The organism is Candidatus Symbiopectobacterium sp. NZEC135, assembly GCF_025962695.1.
On sequence record NZ_JAGFPF010000008.1, the window covers coordinates 86,149 to 103,366 of the forward strand.

29 protein-coding genes are annotated in these 17,218 nt (G+C 51.6%); 22 read left to right on the forward strand and 7 right to left on the reverse strand.

Features of this window, described 5'->3' with window-relative positions:
* The first annotated feature begins 40 nt into the window (after positions 1 to 40).
* Positions 41 to 259 carry a hypothetical protein gene (locus J5224_RS06985; RefSeq protein WP_264624676.1) on the forward strand — a complete coding sequence of 73 codons (219 nt, stop codon included), beginning with the start codon at positions 41 to 43 and terminating at the stop codon, positions 257 to 259.
* 25 nt (positions 260 to 284) lie between these two features.
* Positions 285 to 653: a hypothetical protein gene (locus J5224_RS06990; protein WP_264624677.1), complete on the forward strand. Its 369-nt coding sequence runs from the start codon at positions 285 to 287 to the stop codon at positions 651 to 653.
* Here J5224_RS06990 and J5224_RS06995 read toward each other — a convergent pair.
* Genes J5224_RS06995 through J5224_RS07005 form a run of 3 tightly spaced genes read right to left on the reverse strand, consistent with a single transcriptional unit; the run spans position 627 to position 1,860 of the window.
* A complete protein-coding gene (locus tag J5224_RS06995) occupies positions 627 to 986 on the reverse strand; it encodes a DUF2513 domain-containing protein (RefSeq protein ID WP_264624678.1) in 360 nt (119 codons plus the stop codon). The genes J5224_RS06990 and J5224_RS06995 overlap by 27 nt on opposite strands.
* A 55-nt stretch (positions 987 to 1,041) precedes the next feature.
* Positions 1,042 to 1,461: a zinc ribbon domain-containing protein gene (locus J5224_RS07000; protein ID WP_264624679.1), complete on the reverse strand. Its 420-nt coding sequence runs from the start codon at positions 1,459 to 1,461 to the stop codon at positions 1,042 to 1,044.
* Positions 1,462 to 1,506: 45 nt separating this feature from the next.
* Positions 1,507 to 1,860, reverse strand: a complete 354-nt coding sequence (locus J5224_RS07005; RefSeq protein ID WP_264624680.1) for a helix-turn-helix transcriptional regulator — start codon at positions 1,858 to 1,860, stop codon at positions 1,507 to 1,509.
* A gap of 98 nt (positions 1,861 to 1,958) precedes the next feature.
* Here J5224_RS07005 and J5224_RS07010 point away from each other — a divergent pair, with 98 nt between their 5' ends.
* From J5224_RS07010 to J5224_RS07100, 19 genes are all read left to right on the forward strand, one after another.
* Complete coding sequence (locus J5224_RS07010; protein WP_264624681.1) at positions 1,959 to 2,147, forward strand: DNA-binding protein; 189 nt, start codon at positions 1,959 to 1,961, stop codon at positions 2,145 to 2,147.
* A gap of 52 nt (positions 2,148 to 2,199) precedes the next feature.
* Complete coding sequence (locus J5224_RS07015) at positions 2,200 to 2,505, forward strand: helix-turn-helix domain-containing protein (RefSeq protein ID WP_264624682.1); 306 nt, start codon at positions 2,200 to 2,202, stop codon at positions 2,503 to 2,505.
* Between the two features lie 12 nt (positions 2,506 to 2,517).
* Positions 2,518 to 3,450, forward strand: coding sequence for a hypothetical protein (locus tag J5224_RS07020; RefSeq protein ID WP_264624683.1), 933 nt, complete (start codon positions 2,518 to 2,520; stop codon positions 3,448 to 3,450).
* Positions 3,443 to 4,315 (forward strand): hypothetical protein, encoded by an 873-nt coding sequence (locus tag J5224_RS07025; protein WP_264624684.1) that lies wholly within the window; start codon positions 3,443 to 3,445, stop codon positions 4,313 to 4,315. The genes J5224_RS07020 and J5224_RS07025 overlap by 8 nt, the downstream gene beginning before the upstream one ends.
* Before the next feature lie 97 nt (positions 4,316 to 4,412).
* A complete protein-coding gene (locus tag J5224_RS07030) occupies positions 4,413 to 4,772 on the forward strand; it encodes a hypothetical protein (protein WP_264624685.1) in 360 nt (119 codons plus the stop codon).
* On the forward strand, positions 4,769 to 6,550 hold the full coding sequence (locus J5224_RS07035) for an integrase (RefSeq protein WP_264624686.1): 1,782 nt from the start codon (positions 4,769 to 4,771) through the stop codon (positions 6,548 to 6,550). Before J5224_RS07030 ends, J5224_RS07035 begins: the two co-directional genes overlap by 4 nt.
* A 14-nt stretch (positions 6,551 to 6,564) precedes the next feature.
* Positions 6,565 to 7,734 (forward strand): ExeA family protein, encoded by a 1,170-nt coding sequence (locus J5224_RS07040; RefSeq protein ID WP_264624687.1) that lies wholly within the window; start codon positions 6,565 to 6,567, stop codon positions 7,732 to 7,734.
* Between the two features lies 1 nt (position 7,735).
* Positions 7,736 to 8,107, forward strand: coding sequence for a DUF2528 family protein (locus tag J5224_RS07045; RefSeq protein ID WP_264624688.1), 372 nt, complete (start codon positions 7,736 to 7,738; stop codon positions 8,105 to 8,107).
* 18 nt (positions 8,108 to 8,125) lie between these two features.
* Positions 8,126 to 8,395, forward strand: coding sequence for a hypothetical protein (locus tag J5224_RS07050; RefSeq protein WP_264624689.1), 270 nt, complete (start codon positions 8,126 to 8,128; stop codon positions 8,393 to 8,395).
* A gap of 21 nt (positions 8,396 to 8,416) precedes the next feature.
* On the forward strand, positions 8,417 to 8,689 hold the full coding sequence (locus J5224_RS07055; protein ID WP_264624690.1) for a hypothetical protein: 273 nt from the start codon (positions 8,417 to 8,419) through the stop codon (positions 8,687 to 8,689).
* Entirely contained in the window at positions 8,682 to 9,293 is a 612-nt protein-coding gene (locus J5224_RS07060; protein WP_264624691.1) for a DUF3164 family protein, read from the forward strand. The genes J5224_RS07055 and J5224_RS07060 overlap by 8 nt, the downstream gene beginning before the upstream one ends.
* A 91-nt stretch (positions 9,294 to 9,384) precedes the next feature.
* Entirely contained in the window at positions 9,385 to 9,558 is a 174-nt protein-coding gene (locus tag J5224_RS07065; RefSeq protein WP_264624692.1) for a hypothetical protein, read from the forward strand.
* Positions 9,555 to 9,851 (forward strand): hypothetical protein, encoded by a 297-nt coding sequence (locus J5224_RS07070; RefSeq protein ID WP_264624693.1) that lies wholly within the window; start codon positions 9,555 to 9,557, stop codon positions 9,849 to 9,851. Before J5224_RS07065 ends, J5224_RS07070 begins: the two co-directional genes overlap by 4 nt.
* Positions 9,835 to 10,086 (forward strand): hypothetical protein, encoded by a 252-nt coding sequence (locus J5224_RS07075; RefSeq protein ID WP_264624694.1) that lies wholly within the window; start codon positions 9,835 to 9,837, stop codon positions 10,084 to 10,086. The genes J5224_RS07070 and J5224_RS07075 overlap by 17 nt, the downstream gene beginning before the upstream one ends.
* Positions 10,079 to 10,378, forward strand: coding sequence for a hypothetical protein (locus tag J5224_RS07080; RefSeq protein ID WP_264624695.1), 300 nt, complete (start codon positions 10,079 to 10,081; stop codon positions 10,376 to 10,378). The genes J5224_RS07075 and J5224_RS07080 overlap by 8 nt, the downstream gene beginning before the upstream one ends.
* Complete coding sequence (locus J5224_RS07085; RefSeq protein ID WP_264624696.1) at positions 10,372 to 10,617, forward strand: hypothetical protein; 246 nt, start codon at positions 10,372 to 10,374, stop codon at positions 10,615 to 10,617. Before J5224_RS07080 ends, J5224_RS07085 begins: the two co-directional genes overlap by 7 nt.
* Complete coding sequence (locus J5224_RS07090) at positions 10,614 to 10,805, forward strand: hypothetical protein (RefSeq protein WP_264624697.1); 192 nt, start codon at positions 10,614 to 10,616, stop codon at positions 10,803 to 10,805. The genes J5224_RS07085 and J5224_RS07090 overlap by 4 nt, the downstream gene beginning before the upstream one ends.
* Positions 10,750 to 11,214, forward strand: a complete 465-nt coding sequence (locus tag J5224_RS07095) for a regulatory protein GemA (protein ID WP_319802421.1) — start codon at positions 10,750 to 10,752, stop codon at positions 11,212 to 11,214. The genes J5224_RS07090 and J5224_RS07095 overlap by 56 nt, the downstream gene beginning before the upstream one ends.
* A 12-nt stretch (positions 11,215 to 11,226) precedes the next feature.
* Complete coding sequence (locus J5224_RS07100) at positions 11,227 to 11,589, forward strand: Mor transcription activator family protein (RefSeq protein WP_040030850.1); 363 nt, start codon at positions 11,227 to 11,229, stop codon at positions 11,587 to 11,589.
* 155 nt (positions 11,590 to 11,744) lie between these two features.
* On the opposite strand, the gene alr is transcribed toward J5224_RS07100, so the two are convergent.
* Complete coding sequence (alr, locus tag J5224_RS07105; protein ID WP_264624698.1) at positions 11,745 to 12,824, reverse strand: alanine racemase; 1,080 nt, start codon at positions 12,822 to 12,824, stop codon at positions 11,745 to 11,747.
* Between the two features lie 38 nt (positions 12,825 to 12,862).
* Positions 12,863 to 14,269 (reverse strand): replicative DNA helicase, encoded by a 1,407-nt coding sequence (dnaB, locus tag J5224_RS07110; protein ID WP_222158126.1) that lies wholly within the window; start codon positions 14,267 to 14,269, stop codon positions 12,863 to 12,865.
* A 116-nt stretch (positions 14,270 to 14,385) separates the two neighbouring features.
* Here dnaB and J5224_RS07115 point away from each other — a divergent pair, with 116 nt between their 5' ends.
* The gene (locus J5224_RS07115) at positions 14,386 to 15,375 is read left to right on the forward strand and encodes a quinone oxidoreductase (RefSeq protein WP_264624699.1); all 990 of its coding nucleotides are present in this window, start codon (positions 14,386 to 14,388) and stop codon (positions 15,373 to 15,375) included.
* Positions 15,376 to 15,778: 403 nt separating this feature from the next.
* Here J5224_RS07115 and pspG read toward each other — a convergent pair whose 3' ends face one another.
* Complete coding sequence (gene pspG, locus J5224_RS07120) at positions 15,779 to 16,000, reverse strand: envelope stress response protein PspG (protein ID WP_264624700.1); 222 nt, start codon at positions 15,998 to 16,000, stop codon at positions 15,779 to 15,781.
* A 163-nt stretch (positions 16,001 to 16,163) separates the two neighbouring features.
* Complete coding sequence (gene dusA / locus J5224_RS07125) at positions 16,164 to 17,168, reverse strand: tRNA dihydrouridine(20/20a) synthase DusA (protein ID WP_264624701.1); 1,005 nt, start codon at positions 17,166 to 17,168, stop codon at positions 16,164 to 16,166.
* Positions 17,169 to 17,218 lie beyond the last annotated feature (50 nt).

Sequence of the window (17,218 nt, forward strand, 5' to 3'; positions counted from 1 at the left end):
GGCCCTCGGACAGATTATTTAATCAGTCTCAGAGATCACTATGGCGGTGCATTATTATCACATTGCCGAGGGCATCATGAAAAAGTCAGAAAAAACTCAAACAGAAAACAACAAATCCCCACAAGTAGCAATGGGCCATGCTGAAATACGGCAGGTACTGAAGATCGAATATGACAATTGTATCAATACACGTATTGGCCGTGATTCATTGCTAAAAACCATAGCCAACTCACGTAGTGGTCGCGATACCCGACGTTGAATATTACTCCTTCCTATCTGAGGATATGATGACCATTCCAATTAAACCATTCAAAGCACTTTGCCTGGACTGGAGCAATAAATCACGAACTGCCGACGCTGAAGCGGGTAGAGCTTGTGATGAGATGGATAAGCGCATCTTGGGCAGTACCACATTGCATTATGCGACGTCAGCCCTGGAGTTGCTGCGAGCATATGAAAACCCTGCCGCAACAACACAGGACTTCATAGCACTACTCAAGGAATTTGAAAAGCAGGCGGGAATAGCTAAATCCGGTGTACTCCAAGCAAAAACTGAATATGACCGACGCGGCTGGCAAAATCGGGCTGATAACTTCACCGCTATTGCCAGTCAGTTGCGCAACCTACTAGAGAGGGGGAAGGTATTTGCTTAATTCCGCCTTCAGGTAATCTCTCAGAATAGAGAACGTCCAGCCAGCCAAGGGCTTCATTACGTTCTCTTTTGCTTTTTCCCACACGGTATCGCTTTTAATACTTTCTGCAAAATCCTGACCGTCCCATGTGAGTTGGTGTAACAATGCCCTCATCGGTATGCCGTTTCGTACCGGTTCAACAATACCTGTTACCAGGCCAGCCTCGACAAGCAGTAGTGCATGATAATTAAATTTTAACTGATCTACACTTTCCAGCTTAATTAAAGGCCCACTACGAACATCATCTCTGAGAGCCAGAACGATTTGCCGAATCAAATCCATATCTCGAGTCATAGTTGCTTAACACCCCTCATCAAGGCCAGCTTTGGGGCTGGCTTCAGTAGCTAAATCACCTAATACCTGGAGGAACAAACTTCACCACTTCATTATTTTTTGTATCGATAACACAGGTAGCAGAAACACCAACGAGTGCACCATGTTGGTTTTGTATCTTTAAGGTCAATGGTGTCCATTCATAGGTAACTTTGTCGCCATATCTCACACCATTAACGTCATCAATTTTTACGTTGTCAGAGTTTGCCGACTCCATGCGCAGCATCATCTTGCAGACATCTATCGCATTTCGTTTGGGTTCTGCGAATGAAAAAACAAACAGAACCACAAAAAAACCAACAGCAAAGATAGCCGTAATACCTAGACATCCCTTTAAATTACCAAGCTCTTTTTTTCTCTTGATGCCGCAATGAGGACAGACATTAGCTTTATCTGAAATCTCTTTACCGCACTCCGAACAAGCAACCAAAGCCACAATAGTCACCTTCAACAATTAATCCGTCTGGTTATCGATGGCACGCTACGCCGTCTTACCTTTTTTTCCTACTCGCTCTTGTTCCGCCAACGCAAAAGCCGTTCGCTCCAAGGCTGCCTTATCTGCCTCACCCAAATGATCATAATTATCCAATAACGCAGACTGACGCCTTGTTAATGAAGGTTTTTCTCTCGCAGTTGTTGAACTGCGCTGCCCAGTCAAAACATATAAAACATCCATCCCCATTAGAGATAGTGCAGATAACTGCACTGCTGTTGGTGAGGTGCGCTCTTTCTCCCAATCTATAAATGTTCTCTTGGCAACACCAATAGCTTCGGCCATCCCTTGCTGTGTAAGGGACAGGCGCTCTCTTTCTTCCTTAATACGCAAACCTATCATGTGAGTTTTTCTGCACTCTTAAATTGACTGGTGAGGAAATCTGCACCATAATCTAACACGTATTATACAAACATCATTGCATTACAGGAGGCAACACCATGACCCCCGAGCAGGTTAAAAACCGCTTCCAGCAACGTGGCATCACCATTACCCAGTGGGCGCTGGATAACGGCTATTCACGTGAAGCGGTATATCGGGTACTGAACGGCATCACCAAAGCCAAATATGGCCAGTCGCATGAGATCGCGGTGAAGCTCGGTCTCAAACAAACCGCTCAAGCCGCCTGATTTATCAGCATGAGCAAAAGAGTATCACATATTGCAAAAAGGGGAATGTGACATGACCAAGCCAAACACTTCAAGTTCCGGCTCCCGCATTCTGCGCGTCCTCAAAGCACTGCGTGGTCGCTCGCTGGACGGTCTTTCTAACAGCGATCTTGCGAAAGCGTTGGACGAATCACCCGCCAACATCAACCGGGCACTCAACACCCTGATTGAAGAAGGGATGGCACAAAAACTGGATAGCGGCCGCTTTGCCCTGAGCGTTCAGGTGTTGCAGATAGCAGTAACTCACAGCAATGAGATTGCCCGCGCTCAGAACCGCATCAATGAATTAAACCAGCGCGTTCTGGCTGGCAGCCGATAAGGAAAAACAACGATGGCACGTACTAAAACCCAACCAGCAGAGTTAATCCCGGATGCAATGTTGAACCCGGAGCTGGAAAATACGCAAAACCTGATAGCAACAGTCAGCAGCGAATTCAGCGACGAGCGCGACCTGTTGAACCAGCTATTAGGGCAGGCTCAGATGGCTGATGCTTTCGCTCAATTTTCCAAGACCGTCTTGACTTCTAAAATGGCATTTGTGAAGGAAAATAAACTTTATCAATCACTTAAAGGGAAAAGGAGTCAAGACGGTCTTGAGTTTTCAGGCACATGGGCTGAGTTTTGTAATTTGCTTGGCTACACACCTGAACATGCCAACGAATCAATAAATAACCTACAGTCATTCGGCGAAGAAGCCCTCGAATCCATGTCCCGCATGGGTATCGGCTATCGCGAACTGCGTCAGTTCCGCCGCCTGCCAGAAGACCAGAAAAGCGCTCTGATTGAAGTGGCCAGAGACGGAGACAAAACGGCACTGCTGGAGCTGGCTGAGGAAATGATCGCCAAGCATACCAAGGAAAAAGAAGACCTCAAGACCGACCTGGAAATCAGCCGCCAGACCGTGGCGGAGAAAAAAGAAATCATCAGCAAGCTGGAAGATGAGAAAGAAGACCTGCGCACCCGCCTGACGCGACGCTCAGCCCAAGAGACCCCGGATGAAGAAGGCAAGGCAATTGAGGTTGAGGTGGGCGGCTTTAAAAACGCTGTGGTCAGCGCTCTGGTTGAGCTGCAAAGCGGCTTCAATGCGTTGGACGAACACCACGAACGCACCGGCATCAACCACAGCCACTACATGCTCGGCATCCTTAATGACCTGCAACTCCAGCTCGATGACCTGCGCCAGCAGTTCAACCTGCCGGAATACCAGCCCATCGACACCGTGCCGGATTGGGTAAAGGAATCACAGGAGAACAACCATGAGTAATACACCTGTAATGGACAGCCCTGAAGTGCTTGGCCACGCGCTGTGCCGCCATGTTCCTGATATGCGCAAGGGCTTCACTATCCAGACCCGCCACGGTGATATCTATGTAACCGCCGATGACGCCGCGCCGTTCGCTGGTGCAATGGAGCGCTTATTGATGCGCAAGATCTCCCTGATTCAGGACGAGCAATTGGAACAGAATGGCGATACGTCGCGCGATCCAATCTACTCCCAAAAACTTGCCGCCCAACTGGAGCGGAATCTCGCCACCATTGACGAAAATAATCGGCAGATTCTGGCTCTTGAACCCGTCCTCACACAGAAGCTGCATTTCTCTATAACGGAAGGGGCCAGACATAATCTTCTCCAAAATATACGCGAATTGGGAAATCAGACAGAACAGGCGACACGCGAGGCTACCCGCGCAAATGGCAAATGCCTTCTTAGTGAGAAAGATATTGCTCAAAATCTCATGATGAGTCGGGTGGGTGGCGAAGAATTTGACGATAAATATAAAGCAGCCCTTCAAGAGCTGATAACCCAGCAAAGCTCGACCAAGCATGAAGAGTTATCACATGAAGAGAAAGCTCACCTGGTCTCTCAAATCAATGCATTGCAGGATGTTGCAAAACAAGAATGCGATAGAGCCCAAAAACAGATGCCGGGTCTGGAGTGGCTGGCCATAGTCATGATGGCATATGAAGACAAAGCCATTCCTGCAAACAGTGTTATCAACATGATCCGGAATCATTTCAACCTATCCACACCAATTTCTCCGGCAACCAGCCTGTTGGGGAAACTCAGTCACAGGTTGTATACGGGGCGCGTCCACGATACAGCATCTGACGCAAAAGCTGGAGACTGACATGGCCAGACATTCCCTCTGTATACACACAAGGCACGCGCGTTTGTGGAGGACGCGTCATGAGATCATCTCGCGACAGCCACCATCGAATGCCCATATGGTGAAGCATTTTAATGCCGTAGTCATCATGGCGGGTTTCGCTTACCCAACCATCAAGTTTGGCCTCATCTATATAGAGGGCGAACTGCGTGAACTTACCAATATCGGCCTCAAGCTTGGTGTGCTCACGGAGTATTGCATCGTGATTACGTGTCAGGGACTGAAATGCTTTCCACAGCAGGTCAGCGCCATAGCGGCGGGAAAATTCATCGAACGATACGGCTATAGCTTCATGTACAGACCAGTATCCTCGATCTTTTATGGGGTCATTTTTCATCTTGTCATCCTGATTCTGTTTGTAAAAAAACAAATTATCACGGTCACAAGAAAATCGGTAATCAATGAGGTGGGACTATGAATCCTGTCCTTACTCAGCGACTTGTTGCTATCGCCGAAGCGGCCAACGCTGCCGGGCATGGCAATAAAGAGCCTGTGTATCAGTCCGCCTGTGAGGAACTGCAAATGTCACGCGCCACGTTGCTCAAAAAGCTGAATGCAGTACGCGCCCCCAAACCGCGTAAACAGCGTGCAGATGCGGGTGAGACCGCACTGACGCGCGATGAGGCGCTGACCATTTCCGGTGCGCTGATGGAGACCATTCGCGGTACCGGCAAGCGCACTCTGAGCGTGGAGAAAGCCATCGACAGCCTGCGCGACAACGGCCTTATCCTTGCCGGACGGGTCGATCAGGACACGGGCGAGTTTGCGCCACTGTCCACCAGTACCATTATTCGTGCCTTGCGCCAGTTCAAGCTGCACCCCGATCAGCTACGTGCGCCAGCCCCTGCGCAACAACTTGCCAGCCTGCACCCTAACCATGTCTGGCAACTGGATGCGTCTATCTGTGTGCTTTATTACCTCAAGAACCCGGCCAAGGGTGTGCGGGGCGATACCGGCCTGCGCATCATGGATGAACGGGAGTTCAACAAGAACAAGCCCGCCAACGTGGCGAAAGTGGTTAACGATCGAGTCTGGTCATTTGAAGGCACCGACCATACCACCGGCTGGATTTATCTGGAGTACCGCTTTGGTGGTGAAACCACCGAGAACTTTACCTCGGTACTGATCAACATGATGCAGGAGCGCGGCGGCGCTGATGTGCTGCATGGCGTACCGCGCATCCTGTTTACCGACCCCGGCGCGGCGCTCAAATCCCCCACGATGGCCAACCTGTGCCAGGCGCTGGGCATCCAGTTGATATCCCACAAGGCTCGCAACGCCCGCGCTACCGGTTCGGTGGAAAAAGCGCGTGACATTCTGGAGCGTGACTTTGAGCACGGCCTGCGCTTTTGCCGCGTTGACAACATTGACGAACTGAACCGGCTGGCGCGGTTGTGGCGTATGAAGTTCAACCGCACCGCCATTCACAGCCGCTACGGCATGACGCGCACCGATAAATGGCTGCTGATCACCGAGCTGCAACTGATTAAAGCGCCATCCGTTGAAGTGTGCCGCGAGGCGGCGGTGTCCGCGCCGGTGAGCTGCAAGGTGGACACCTTCCTGCGCATTCGCTTTCGCAAACGTCAGTTTGATGTATCAGCCGTGCCGGGCATCTATGTGGGCGACAGTCTGATGGTGGCCAGAAACCTCTATCGTGACGATCAGGCGCAGGTGGTACTGACGGGTGAGGACGGGTTTAAGACCTTCTTCCTGGTCGATGAGGTCATGAAGGATGAGCACGGTTTCGCCGTGGACTCGCCGGTGATTGGCCGTGAGTTCCGTGCGCTGCCGCAAAGCGTGACCGAACAGCATAAGGAAGAGGTTGAACAGCGCGTTTACGGTACCCAGAGCAAGGAAGAGACCGAGGCCGCGAAGAAGGCCAAAGCCGTGCCGTTTGGCGGTCGTCTGAATCCGTATCTGGATATCGAACGTGATGACGCGCCGACCTACCTGCCCAAACGCGGGGCCGTCGCCGAGGTTCGCAGCCCGCGCATCGAACAGCGCCCGTTGACCCACGTCGAAGCCGCCAAACAGTTGCGTGACCGTCTTACTGAAAAAGGCCACCCGTGGACAGCGCAGCATTACCAGCAACTGGTGGCGCAATACCCTGACGGCATACCCGCCGATGACATTGAGACTGTGGCGAACGCGCTCGTTACCGCACCCGCCATCGCTAATGTCGTTGGCATTCGTTAACCAGGAGGGAGGAGATGCTGCAACTGAAAAACATTATGGCCCGCCACAGAATCAACCAGGGCGAACTGACAACCGCCGCAGGCATATCACAGCCCGCTATCGCTCAACTGGTGAATCACAGTATCTGGCCAAAGCGTAACGCCGAGGGTATCCGGCAGAGTATTTCCCGCGTGTTGTCGCATCGCGGTATCGATCCAGAAGGGGCATTTGAAGAAGTCCCGGCGGCAGGCACCACCACCGGGACAGATGTCCCACTGCAACAGGCACATGATGAGGAGACAGAAAATATGCTACTGAAAAAACAGGTATTACGTCCAGCGGCAAAAAAGGCATTCGGATTGTTCCGCGACCCGTTCGCTGATGATGCGATGCAAAGTGCAGAAGACGTCTTTACCACGCAGGACATTCGCTACGTGCGTGAGTCACTGTACCAGACCGCGAAACATGGCGGATTTATGGCAGTCATCGGTGAATCCGGTGCAGGTAAATCGACGCTGCGCCGTGACCTTATCGAGCGCGTCAACCGCGAGAACGCGCCGGTGATTGTGATCGAGCCTTATGTCATTGCGATGGAAGACAACGACGTTAAAGGCAAAACGCTGAAAGCCGCCGCCATTGCCGAGGCGATTATCAGCACCATCGCGCCACTGGAGAACATCAAGCGCAGCCAGGATGCACGTTTCCGCCAGTTACACCGCGTACTTAAAGACAGCAGCGCAGCGGGTTACAGCCACGTTCTGGTGATTGAAGAGGCCCACAGCCTACCCATCCCGACACTCAAGCATCTGAAACGCTTTTATGAGCTGGAAAGCGGGTTTAAAAAGCTGTTATCCATCGTCCTGATTGGCCAACCCGAGCTGGCCACCAAGCTGTCAGAGCGCAATATGGAAGTGCGTGAAGTCGTCCAGCGCTGCGAAGTGGTTGAACTGCTGCCGCTGGATAACGCACTGGAAGATTATCTGCAATTCAAGCTCGGACGGGCGGGTAAGCAGCTCAAAGAGATTGTGGATACCACGGCGATTGAGGCTATTCGCGCTCGTCTCAGCAATCAGGCCACTGGCCGTAAAAGCATTGTCAGCCTGCTTTACCCGCTGGCCGTCAGTAACCTGCTGATAGCGGCGATGAATCTGGCCGCTGATATCGGCGTGCCGGTGGTGAATTCTGACGTGATTAAGGGGGTATGAAGTGGATATCAGACGCTATGGAGTTAACTGGTTCGGCACTCTGGATCTTATTGTTGATGTTGACCTCGATATTGTCACTGAAGACTCGCTGAATGTAATCAATAATTTTTGGAGTGATAGCAGTTGGAGACTGAATGATGCCAACGGCAATTTGCTTTTTGCTGTACTAAAAATGCTGGCACAACAATGCTTTCAGATGGTGACTGCGCACGGGTTTAATGCCAATGGGCTTATTCACCAGTTTGATTGGGATGGCGGTAATGGAATGGAAGGATGGCCTCCTATGGATGGCTCATATGGATTCAAAATCATCTCCTGTGATGAGCTTGAATTTGATATGGGTGATATCACGGTCAGTGAAGTGCAGGAATAAACATCTGAGAGGTTAATAATGGAAACAATCCAGAATATTAATCAAAAGTTAGCGGACGTTCATGAAATCATGGCGTGTTTAAAAGCCATGAACGCCAATGTCCAGAGCGTCATTATCAAAGGTGATAAACCCATTATCCGTATTGAACGCAATGCCCATTGCGATGTGTTGATTAAAAACGGTATCGCTCGTTACGTGTCTTTCGGTTTTGGCAGCAATGGCCGCTTCCGCCAGGGGGTATTTGAGCATTCAGGATGCCGCGTTGTTTGGTCTGAATCGTTGCATTAATAACCGTAAAAGGAGTGCTGCGTGAGTGAGTTTATAACTGTAGATATAAGTGCTGAAGCTATCGTGCGATATAAAAAACGGGTCAGCATGTCACGGGTGGACTATGAAAAGTATCTAGCCATTTGTGAAGAGTATCCTCGTGATATCGATAACAAGCTACTTGCCATCGCCATAAAGTATGACTTTGAGCCAAGCAACGACGTCATTGAAGATATTGCTGACCCCGAAGAAGTTGAATTTACACCTGTTACAGACAAGTCACAAATCACCACTGGAGATAAAGAAGATGAGTAATATTAACCAGGCTGAATATATGACAGACCGCAAAGGTCGTCTGGTGCCCATTAATCAGGTCTCTGATTATGATCTGGAAATGGATGCCTTTGTGAATGATGCCATCCGCGATGCCAAGCTGAAAAATGCCGAACTCCGCGACTTCAAAAAACGGTCATTCGATAACTGCTATGCCTGGCTGGATTTGATTGCTGAGAAGTATGGGCGTACTCGCGGCGGCGCTAAGGGAAATGTAACGTTTCCGTCGTTCGACGGCAGCAAGCAGATCACCATCAAAGTGCAGGACTCGTTGACGTTTGGCCCAGAGCTACAGGTGGCCAAAGACCTGATCGACGAATGCGTTAAAGAATGGTCAAAGGGGGCTGATGAAAAGCTGCTGGCGATAATTGATGATGCATTCCAGGTCGATAAAGAGGGTAATCTCAGCACCTCGCGCATTCTGTCCCTGCGCCGGGTGAAAATCGAGGATGACCGCTGGAAAAAGGCGATGGAGGCAATTTCAGAGTCATTACTGGTGACCGTATCCAAGACTTACATTAATTTTCGTGAAAAAGATGAGGCAGGAAAACTGGTCAATATTCCATTAGATATCGCTGCCATTTAATTATTAAAAAATGAATCTGTTTTTATTTCGGCGTCAACGCCGGGGAATTCTGCACGCTTAATTCAGTAAAACCTTATATTGGAGAAAGATCATGGCTCATGTATCACCCGTAAAACGCCTGGAGCGCATAGCCCAGTTTCTTCGCACTGCAACCCGCCAGATTCAGGAAAATACCCCTGATAAAGCGCTGCAAACGCTGGCCAATGCAACGAATGAAGTAAAAATCCTGATTAAAGACCCTAAAACGGGGGAATTATCATCATGAAAATGGCCTATGTTAATCGCTCCTCGTTATACAAGCTGGCACTCCAGAAATGGGGGCCAGAGTCTCAGATGGTCAAATTGGTGGAAGAAACCGGGGAACTGGTAGCAGAAGCCGCCCGTAACGTTAATGGCATCGGTAATGAAGTCGCACTGGCCAGCAAAATGGCCGATGTGGAGATTATGATCGAACAGTTCCGCTTAAATGGCCTGGCGACATTGATTGACTATCAAAAAGAACAAAAATTACAGCGCCTCGCACAACGATTGGAGGTGACGTATGACCCAGAAAAATAAACGTCTTCGCCTCGACCTGGCCGATCACGGCCAGGACTTCCTCTATTTTATTGTAGAGGGTGGCAAGGTCATCGAAGCTGGCCCATTTCAGAACAGTGTCTGGAGCGGTAAATCGGTATTAAATACCGAGTTTAACGTTGGCGATAAAGTTGAAATGGTTATCCAGGGTAAAAGCCGTTTTATCAATTATCCGATTGAGAGCATTACTGTACTGGAGGGGCTGGATCATGAGTAAATACCGCTGCCCCAAATGCAATAAAATGATCCCCGTAGATAAGTCATCAATTAAGGCTGGGGATAAAGTCAATATTCTCATCGAACGGGCAAAACGCACCTCGCGTAGTACCAGCATTCGCTATAGCAGCAAGAAGGTTACCGTAGTAGAAGTCAATAATGACCTCGTTAAAGTACGCTTTGGAAGCAATATCGAAGAGCTGACACTGGATGACGTAACACCTGCTGATGCTCCAAATACACTGACTTATGCATTTATTGGTATGTGTGAGTGTGGAGGTGATGCATGTTAATCGGTGCAATTATTTTAATCATGGTGGGGTTATTCCTCGCATTATTTGCCGGATACATTTCATCAATTAACTCGACGGCATTTCCTCCTGGCGTTACGGTTGTGGCAACACTTTTATGTATCGGTGCAATCGCGTTGGCATATAGCAGTGGCAAAGAAGAAGCAAATCCCCCTAAAAAAGACGTGAAAGCATCAAGCAACAACACCAGTGTGATCATTGGTAATGGGGTGCGCCCATGATTATCGGCTTTGTATTACTGGTGTCTGCCTGTGGATTTGATGCCTGCGAAGCGCTGCCCGTCTCGGATGATATTTATCTGACGGAAGAATCATGTCATCTGATGTTAGATGCCCTTCATAAACGCCGCCCGAATGCTGTTCTGTCGTGCGGAGCCGTCTGGCGGGAGGATAGCGATAGACAGAAATAACCTCGTTAAGCTGATTCATGTCGCGAAACGTGATCGACGACTTGACGACGATACCTATCGTCAGTTGCTGGTCAGCTACACCGGCATGGACAGCACGAAAGATATGACGGACAAGCAGCTACGGCAGGTTTTTGATGCCATGAAGATGCTGGGTTTTAAGGTGAAAACGGCCAAGCCACACAAGATCACTGCCACCGATGCACAGTCAAAGAAAATACGTGCGCTGTGGCTGGAGATGTTCAGCGAGGGCTATGTGCGTGACAGTTCGGAAAGGGCCATCAATGCCTATGTCCATCGTATTACCGATGTGGGGCGGCTGGATTGGGTCAGTACAGACCAGGCCAGCCGGGTTATTGAGTCGTTGAAGAAATGGCAGGCCCGCGAACGCAAGGCCCAGGCTGTTAAGTGACAGGGGTAAATCATGATCACGACGATGGAAGTTAAGCGCCACAAGCTGCTGTCTGAAGTTGCGGATCACGTAGCTGAAACCGCCATTGATTACGGCTGTACGGCAGAACAAGCCGAACAGTTGGGCCTGGCCGTCGCCAATTTCCTGGCTGAACACTTTGGCGGGCAGAACTTCACGTTCCCACGCGACTATGTCTATAAGCTGGCTGTTCGTGATCTACAGATTTACAACGAGCACAAAGGCCATAACTGGGCAGAGCTGAGTTCGAAGTACGGCATCACCGAACGTGGGCTACGCAAGCTGATTCATCGGGTTCACAAGCAGGTGATGAAAAGCCGACAACCTAATCTGGATTTGTTTGGCGACGAGAAGTAAAATTAAGGGCAGAGAAAGTAATTTTTCTGCCCTGATTTCTTTTGCAGTATGTGAAAGGTAATTACAGTAATCTGTCCCGATAAATCCCCAGTGGTTCCACTAAATCCCATTTATCTCAGATTCTCTTAGTTGTTTATCTCACTTCTGATCAAGTTCTAATCGTCGAGGTACTCCAGCGCTAAGCGCTGTGTCACACGGGTAATCAGCTCGTAAGCGCTGATCTTGGTATGTGCGGCGATCCGCTCGACGGGCAGCGCCTCTCCCCACAGTATCACCTCATCGCCGACCCGCTCTTGGGCATCGGGCCCCAGATCGACCGTCAACATATCCATCGATACGCGTCCCACCAACGGCACTTCACGACCATTGACCAGTACTGGCGTACCAAACGGCGCTGTGCGCGGATAGCCATCGCCATACCCCATTGCGACCACGCCGAGCAGGGTATCGTGCTCGCTGGTCCAGATACAACCGTATCCCTCGGCTTCACCCGCTTTATGCTCGCGCACAGCGATCAGGTGTGAGGTGAGCGTCATGGCCGGTTGGAGCCCAAAATGCGTGGCGGTTTCGTTGGCAAGCGGTGATACACCGTAGAGAATAATCCCCGGTCGCACCTGATTACGGTGCGCCTGTGACCACAGCAGAATGCCGCCGGAAGCCGCAATAGATTGCGCGCCCGGTTTCCCTTCGGTAAAGGCATCAAAACAGGCGATCTGTTTCAGGGTGGTATTGAACTCAGGCTCATCGGCGCGGCAAAAATGGCTCATGATATTCACCGGTTGCACCACATTGCGGCACTGTGTCAGCCGTTGATAAAACGCTTCCGCTTTATCAGGACGCACACCCAGACGGTGCATGCCCGTATCCAGTTTCATCCACACGGTCAGGGGATGCGGCAAATCGGCCTGCTCCAATGCTTCCAACTGCTCGATGCTGTGCACCGCGGTTTCCAATTGATGTTGCGCCAGTAAAGGAAGGTCGTCGGCAGAGAAAAACCCTTCCAGCAGCAGAATAGGTTTGGTGATGCCCGCTTGGCGCAGTACCAGTGCCTCCGAGAGCCGGGCGACGCCGAAGCAGTCGGCATCCTGAAGGGTGGTGGCGCATTCCACGGCGCCGTGGCCGTATGCATTGGCCTTGACGACGGCGACCAGCCGACTGTTAGGCGCTAACTGGCGCACGCGCTGCATATTGTGACGCAATGCGCGGCGGCTGATGACGGCGGTTGCCGTTTTCATTTCTACTGTCCTTAGCGCTGCCCGCTCAGGTGCGCTATTTATTCATCATCGTATTGTGGACCGGCGTAATTATCAAAACGCGACCACTGCCCGTTGAAGGTCAACCGAACGGTACCGATAGGGCCGTTACGTTGTTTCCCCAAGATAATCTCAGCGATGCCTTTCAAATCGCTGTTTTCATGATAAACCTCATCACGATAGATAAACATAATCAGATCGGCATCCTGCTCAATAGAGCCGGATTCACGCAGGTCGGAGTTGACCGGGCGTTTATCCGCTCGCTGCTCCAAACTACGGTTAAGCTGAGAAAGTGCGACCACAGGCACTTGCAATTCTTTTGCCAATGCTTTGAGAGAACGGGAAATTTCGGCGATCTCAAGGGTTCGGTTATCCGAAAGGGCGGGCACCCGCATCAGTTGTAGGTAGTCGATCATGATCAGGCTGAGGCCATCATGCTCGCGGAAAACACGACGTGCACGGGAACGCACTTCCGTGGGCGTCAGGCCGGAAGAGTCATCGATATACATGTTCTTCTTCTCAAGCAGGATGCCCATGGTGCTGGAGATGCGCGCCCAGTCCTCGTCATCCAACTGCCCGGTACGGATGCGAGTTTGATCCACGCGCGATAGCGAGGCCAGCATACGCATCATGATCTGTTCGCCGGGCATTTCCAGGCTGAAGATCAGCACTGGCTTCTCTTGCATCATGGCGGCGTTTTCGCACAGGTTCATGGCAAACGTGGTTTTCCCCATTGAAGGGCGCGCCGCGACGATGATCAAATCCGATTTTTGCAGCCCGGCAGTTTTTTTATCCAGATCCTGATAACCGCTGGAAACGCCGGTAACCCCGTCGTGCGGGCGTTGATACAACTGCTCGATGCGAGAGACGGTATCTTCCAGAATGCGGTCGATGCTTTTCGGGCCTTCATCCTTGCTGGCACGGTTTTCGGCGATCTGAAACACGCGCGATTCCGCCAGATCCAGCAGGTCTTCACTGCTGCGACCCTGCGGATCGTAACCCGCATCGGCGATTTCATGGGCAACGGCGATCATCTCACGCACCACCGCACGTTCGCGCACGATATCGGCGTAGGCACTGATGTTGGCGGCACTGGGGGTGTTCTTCGCCAGTTCTGCCAGATAAGCAAAACCGCCGACCGTGTCCAGTTCGCCTTTTTGTTCTAGCGATTCGGACAACGTGATGAGATCGATGGGCTTGTTCAATTCCAGCAGCCGCTGCATTTCGCTGAAAATCAGACGGTGGGCGCGGTTGTAGAAATCGTTGGCGACGACGCGTTCTGCGACGTTATCCCAGCGCTCGTTGTCGAGCATCAAGCCGCCCAGAACCGACTGTTCCGCTTCCAGCGAGTGGGGCGGAAGCTTTAACCCCTCCACCTGTCGGTCGCGGGGCTGTTTCGATGGGGGTGCGGTGCGCTTTTCTGCCATGGGATTACGTTCTTTATTGGTTGATTTGCCATTCCATAAGGAGGCATTGTATACGAAACTGACGTGATAAAAACGCGCCCGTGTGTTTATCGCACCGGACTGCATCAGGAGAAAACATGGCGAAACGCATTCAATTCAGCACCCACGGCGGCCCTGAGGTGCTGGAGTACGTTGATTTTACCCCGCGTGAACCGGCGGCGGGTGAAGTACAAATTGAAAACCGCGCTGTCGGGATAAACTTTATCGACACCTACGTGCGCAGCGGGCTTTATCCGGTGCAGGCCTTCCCGTCGGGGCTGGGCACCGAGGCGGCGGGGGTCGTGGCGAAAATTGGCGCAGGTGTCAGCGGTTTTCAGGTCGGCGATCGCGTGGTGTACGCGCAAGCGGGTCTGGGTGCTTACAGTGCGGTGCACAACGTGGTGGCGGATCGCGTAGCGCATCTGCCGGAAGCTATCAGCTTTGAGCAGGGCGCGGCGTCGTTCCTGAAAGGGTTGACAGTATACTACTTGCTGCGTGAAACCTATGAAATTACGTCCGGTGAGACATTCCTGTTCCATGCGGCTGCCGGTGGCGTTGGCCTGATTGCCTGCCAGTGGGCCAAGGCGCTGGGCGCGCAACTTATCGGTACGGTCGGGTCAGATGACAAGGCGGTGCTGGCGCGTCAGGCGGGTGCTTGGGCGACCATCAACTATCGCAGTGAGAACATCGCGCAGCGGGTACTGGAATTAACCGATGGGCAGAAAGTGCCTGTGGTGTACGACTCGGTGGGCAAAGACACCTGGGAAGCCTCGCTCGACAGCCTGCAACGTCGCGGTTTGATGGTGAGCTTCGGTAATGCGTCCGGTCCGGTGACCGGCGTGAATCTGGGCATTCTGAACCAGAAGGGCTCGCTGTACGTGACGCGCCCGTCGCTGTTTGGCTATGTGACCAACCGGGCAGAGCTGGATAAAGCAAGCCGCGAGCTGTTTTCGCTGATTGCCAGCGGCGCTATCAAGGTCGATGTTTCAGCCAACCAGATCTTTGGGTTGTCGGAAGCGCAAAAGGCGCATCGTGCACTGGAGAGTCGCCAGACGCACGGTTCCTGCCTGCTGATCCCAGGACGATAAGCGAGCCGTTGTCGTCTGTCGTCATGGTTAGTCAGTCGTAGTGATAAAAAGTAAGGGCCCCAAACGGGGCCCTTGTTGCTGCATTATTTTTGATATTTCATCATGCTGTATGTAGGGTACAGCGTGGCGAACGTCAGCGCATCGAGGCGTAATTTTTTTGGATGATGATGCTCTGACGCGGATGAAATCATTTTTTACTGATTCGCGCAGGCCGCGTGTCCTGTGCGTGTTGCCGGTTACGTAAACCGCCTTGCTACATGGAGGCAGTCATAGTGACCAAGAGCCGCCATCCTAACAGCGGCTCAGAGGAAAAAATATCTGCTGGCGCACAAAATTGGCGTAAATTAGCGGGGATAGTGGTGCTCAGTAGCGGTATTTGCTGCTGCCGTCACAACGCGTGGCATCAGCGGTAATCACGCAGCGGTTTTTGCTGCCAGTAACGCCACAGCCAGACGATAGCCACCGCCAGTAGCAGCCAGGGCAGTACTTTGATGGCAGTAACAATCAGCCCGCCTACCAGCATCACCACCGCGGCAATGACCAGTGCGCCCAGTACGCCAATCAGTGAAATCCCGGTGACCATTAACATCACGAAAAAGCCCACTACGAACAAAAACTCCAGCATGATTTCTCTCCTCATTCAGGTATGCCGTACTAAAGACGTGCTCTACGGGAGGTATTACAAGAAGCATGCCAACCTTTCCCCTCTGATAACGTATTGATTTATCAGAGGAGAGTGTCGGTGTGGGTAACAGGTTGTGGCTATTTTGACTAACTATTGGTGTTTTTTATACTGCGCGATCGCGTACCAGCGCCAGTGCCGCTTCCACCACCGGGATGCCTGCGCCGGGTTTATGAGCATTTTCGCTCAAGTGACGACGCCATTGACGCGCGCCGGGAATACTTTGGAACAAGCCCAGCATATGGCGGGTGATATGACCCAAATAGGTTCCGTTCGTCAGTTCACGCTCAATGTATGGGTACATCGCTTCCACCACGCTAAACGGGCTGACGGCAGGCGCATCAATACCGAACAATTGCGAATCGACATCCAGTAGCAGGCCAGGATTTTGATAGGCTTCACGCCCCATCATCACCCCATCGAGCTGTGCCAAATGGTTTTTTGCCTCTTCCAGCGTTTTTACACCGCCGTTAATGGCGATGGTCAATGCCGGGAAATCGCGCTTGAGTTGATAGACGCGTGGATAATCCAGCGGTGGGATCTCGCGATTCTCTTTTGGACTGAGACCCGAAAGCCAGGCTTTGCGCGCATGGATAATAAAGGTATCGCACTGGCCACGCTCGGCCACGGTATGAACAAAATCGCACAGAAAAGCGTAGCTATCCTGATCGTCGATGCCGATACGGGTTTTCACCGTGACGGGGATCGATACCCGATCGCGCATCGCTTTGATGCAATCCGCCACCAGTTCGGCTTCCGCCATCAGGCAGGCGCCAAAGCGTCCATTTTGCACGCGGTCCGAAGGGCAGCCGACGTTGAGATTGATCTCATCGTAGCCGCGCTGCTCGGCTAACTGCGCGCACTGCGCCAACGCGGCAGGATCGCTGCCGCCCAACTGCAACGACACCGGATGCTCGGTATCACTGTAAGCCAGATAATCGCCCTTACCGTAAATAATGGCACCGGTGGTGACCATCTCGGTGTACAGCAGCGTTTGACGGGTCAGTTGGCGGTGAAAATAACGGCAATGACGATCGGTCCAATCGAGCATCGGCGCGATGGAGAAGCGTTGTGCAGGGAAACGGTGCTGAGTATCAGAAGATGGGTGCATACGTCTTACTGTGTCTGGTCAATATTTATCCCAATACTCGTCATACTTCA

Bases quoted from the DNA above. Each gene is read 5' to 3' on its own strand.
- J5224_RS07115 (WP_264624699.1), top strand. From the start codon at position 14,386: ATGGCGAAACGCATTCAATTCAGCACCCACGGCGGCCCTGAGGTGCTG.
- J5224_RS07015 (WP_264624682.1), top strand. From the start codon at position 2,200: ATGACCAAGCCAAACACTTCAAGTTCCGGCTCCCGCATTCTGCGCGTC.
- J5224_RS07085 (WP_264624696.1), top strand. From the start codon at position 10,372: ATGTTAATCGGTGCAATTATTTTAATCATGGTGGGGTTATTCCTCGCA.
- J5224_RS07065 (WP_264624692.1), top strand. From the start codon at position 9,385: ATGGCTCATGTATCACCCGTAAAACGCCTGGAGCGCATAGCCCAGTTT.
- J5224_RS07090 (WP_264624697.1), top strand. From the start codon at position 10,614: ATGATTATCGGCTTTGTATTACTGGTGTCTGCCTGTGGATTTGATGCC.
- J5224_RS07005 (WP_264624680.1), bottom strand. From the start codon at position 1,860: ATGATAGGTTTGCGTATTAAGGAAGAAAGAGAGCGCCTGTCCCTTACA.
- J5224_RS07040 (WP_264624687.1), top strand. From the start codon at position 6,565: ATGCTGCAACTGAAAAACATTATGGCCCGCCACAGAATCAACCAGGGC.
- J5224_RS07020 (WP_264624683.1), top strand. From the start codon at position 2,518: ATGGCACGTACTAAAACCCAACCAGCAGAGTTAATCCCGGATGCAATG.
- J5224_RS07025 (WP_264624684.1), top strand. From the start codon at position 3,443: ATGAGTAATACACCTGTAATGGACAGCCCTGAAGTGCTTGGCCACGCG.
- J5224_RS07060 (WP_264624691.1), top strand. From the start codon at position 8,682: ATGAGTAATATTAACCAGGCTGAATATATGACAGACCGCAAAGGTCGT.
- J5224_RS07050 (WP_264624689.1), top strand. From the start codon at position 8,126: ATGGAAACAATCCAGAATATTAATCAAAAGTTAGCGGACGTTCATGAA.
- J5224_RS07095 (WP_319802421.1), top strand. From the start codon at position 10,750: ATGCTGTTCTGTCGTGCGGAGCCGTCTGGCGGGAGGATAGCGATAGAC.
- dnaB (WP_222158126.1), bottom strand. From the start codon at position 14,269: ATGGCAGAAAAGCGCACCGCACCCCCATCGAAACAGCCCCGCGACCGA.
- J5224_RS07070 (WP_264624693.1), top strand. From the start codon at position 9,555: ATGAAAATGGCCTATGTTAATCGCTCCTCGTTATACAAGCTGGCACTC.
- J5224_RS07035 (WP_264624686.1), top strand. From the start codon at position 4,769: ATGAATCCTGTCCTTACTCAGCGACTTGTTGCTATCGCCGAAGCGGCC.
- pspG (WP_264624700.1), bottom strand. From the start codon at position 16,000: ATGCTGGAGTTTTTGTTCGTAGTGGGCTTTTTCGTGATGTTAATGGTC.
- J5224_RS07010 (WP_264624681.1), top strand. From the start codon at position 1,959: ATGACCCCCGAGCAGGTTAAAAACCGCTTCCAGCAACGTGGCATCACC.
- dusA (WP_264624701.1), bottom strand. From the start codon at position 17,168: ATGCACCCATCTTCTGATACTCAGCACCGTTTCCCTGCACAACGCTTC.
- J5224_RS06995 (WP_264624678.1), bottom strand. From the start codon at position 986: ATGACTCGAGATATGGATTTGATTCGGCAAATCGTTCTGGCTCTCAGA.
- alr (WP_264624698.1), bottom strand. From the start codon at position 12,824: ATGAAAACGGCAACCGCCGTCATCAGCCGCCGCGCATTGCGTCACAAT.
- J5224_RS07080 (WP_264624695.1), top strand. From the start codon at position 10,079: ATGAGTAAATACCGCTGCCCCAAATGCAATAAAATGATCCCCGTAGAT.
- J5224_RS07030 (WP_264624685.1), top strand. From the start codon at position 4,413: ATGGTGAAGCATTTTAATGCCGTAGTCATCATGGCGGGTTTCGCTTAC.
- J5224_RS07075 (WP_264624694.1), top strand. From the start codon at position 9,835: ATGACCCAGAAAAATAAACGTCTTCGCCTCGACCTGGCCGATCACGGC.
- J5224_RS06990 (WP_264624677.1), top strand. From the start codon at position 285: ATGATGACCATTCCAATTAAACCATTCAAAGCACTTTGCCTGGACTGG.
- J5224_RS07100 (WP_040030850.1), top strand. From the start codon at position 11,227: ATGATCACGACGATGGAAGTTAAGCGCCACAAGCTGCTGTCTGAAGTT.
- J5224_RS06985 (WP_264624676.1), top strand. From the start codon at position 41: ATGGCGGTGCATTATTATCACATTGCCGAGGGCATCATGAAAAAGTCA.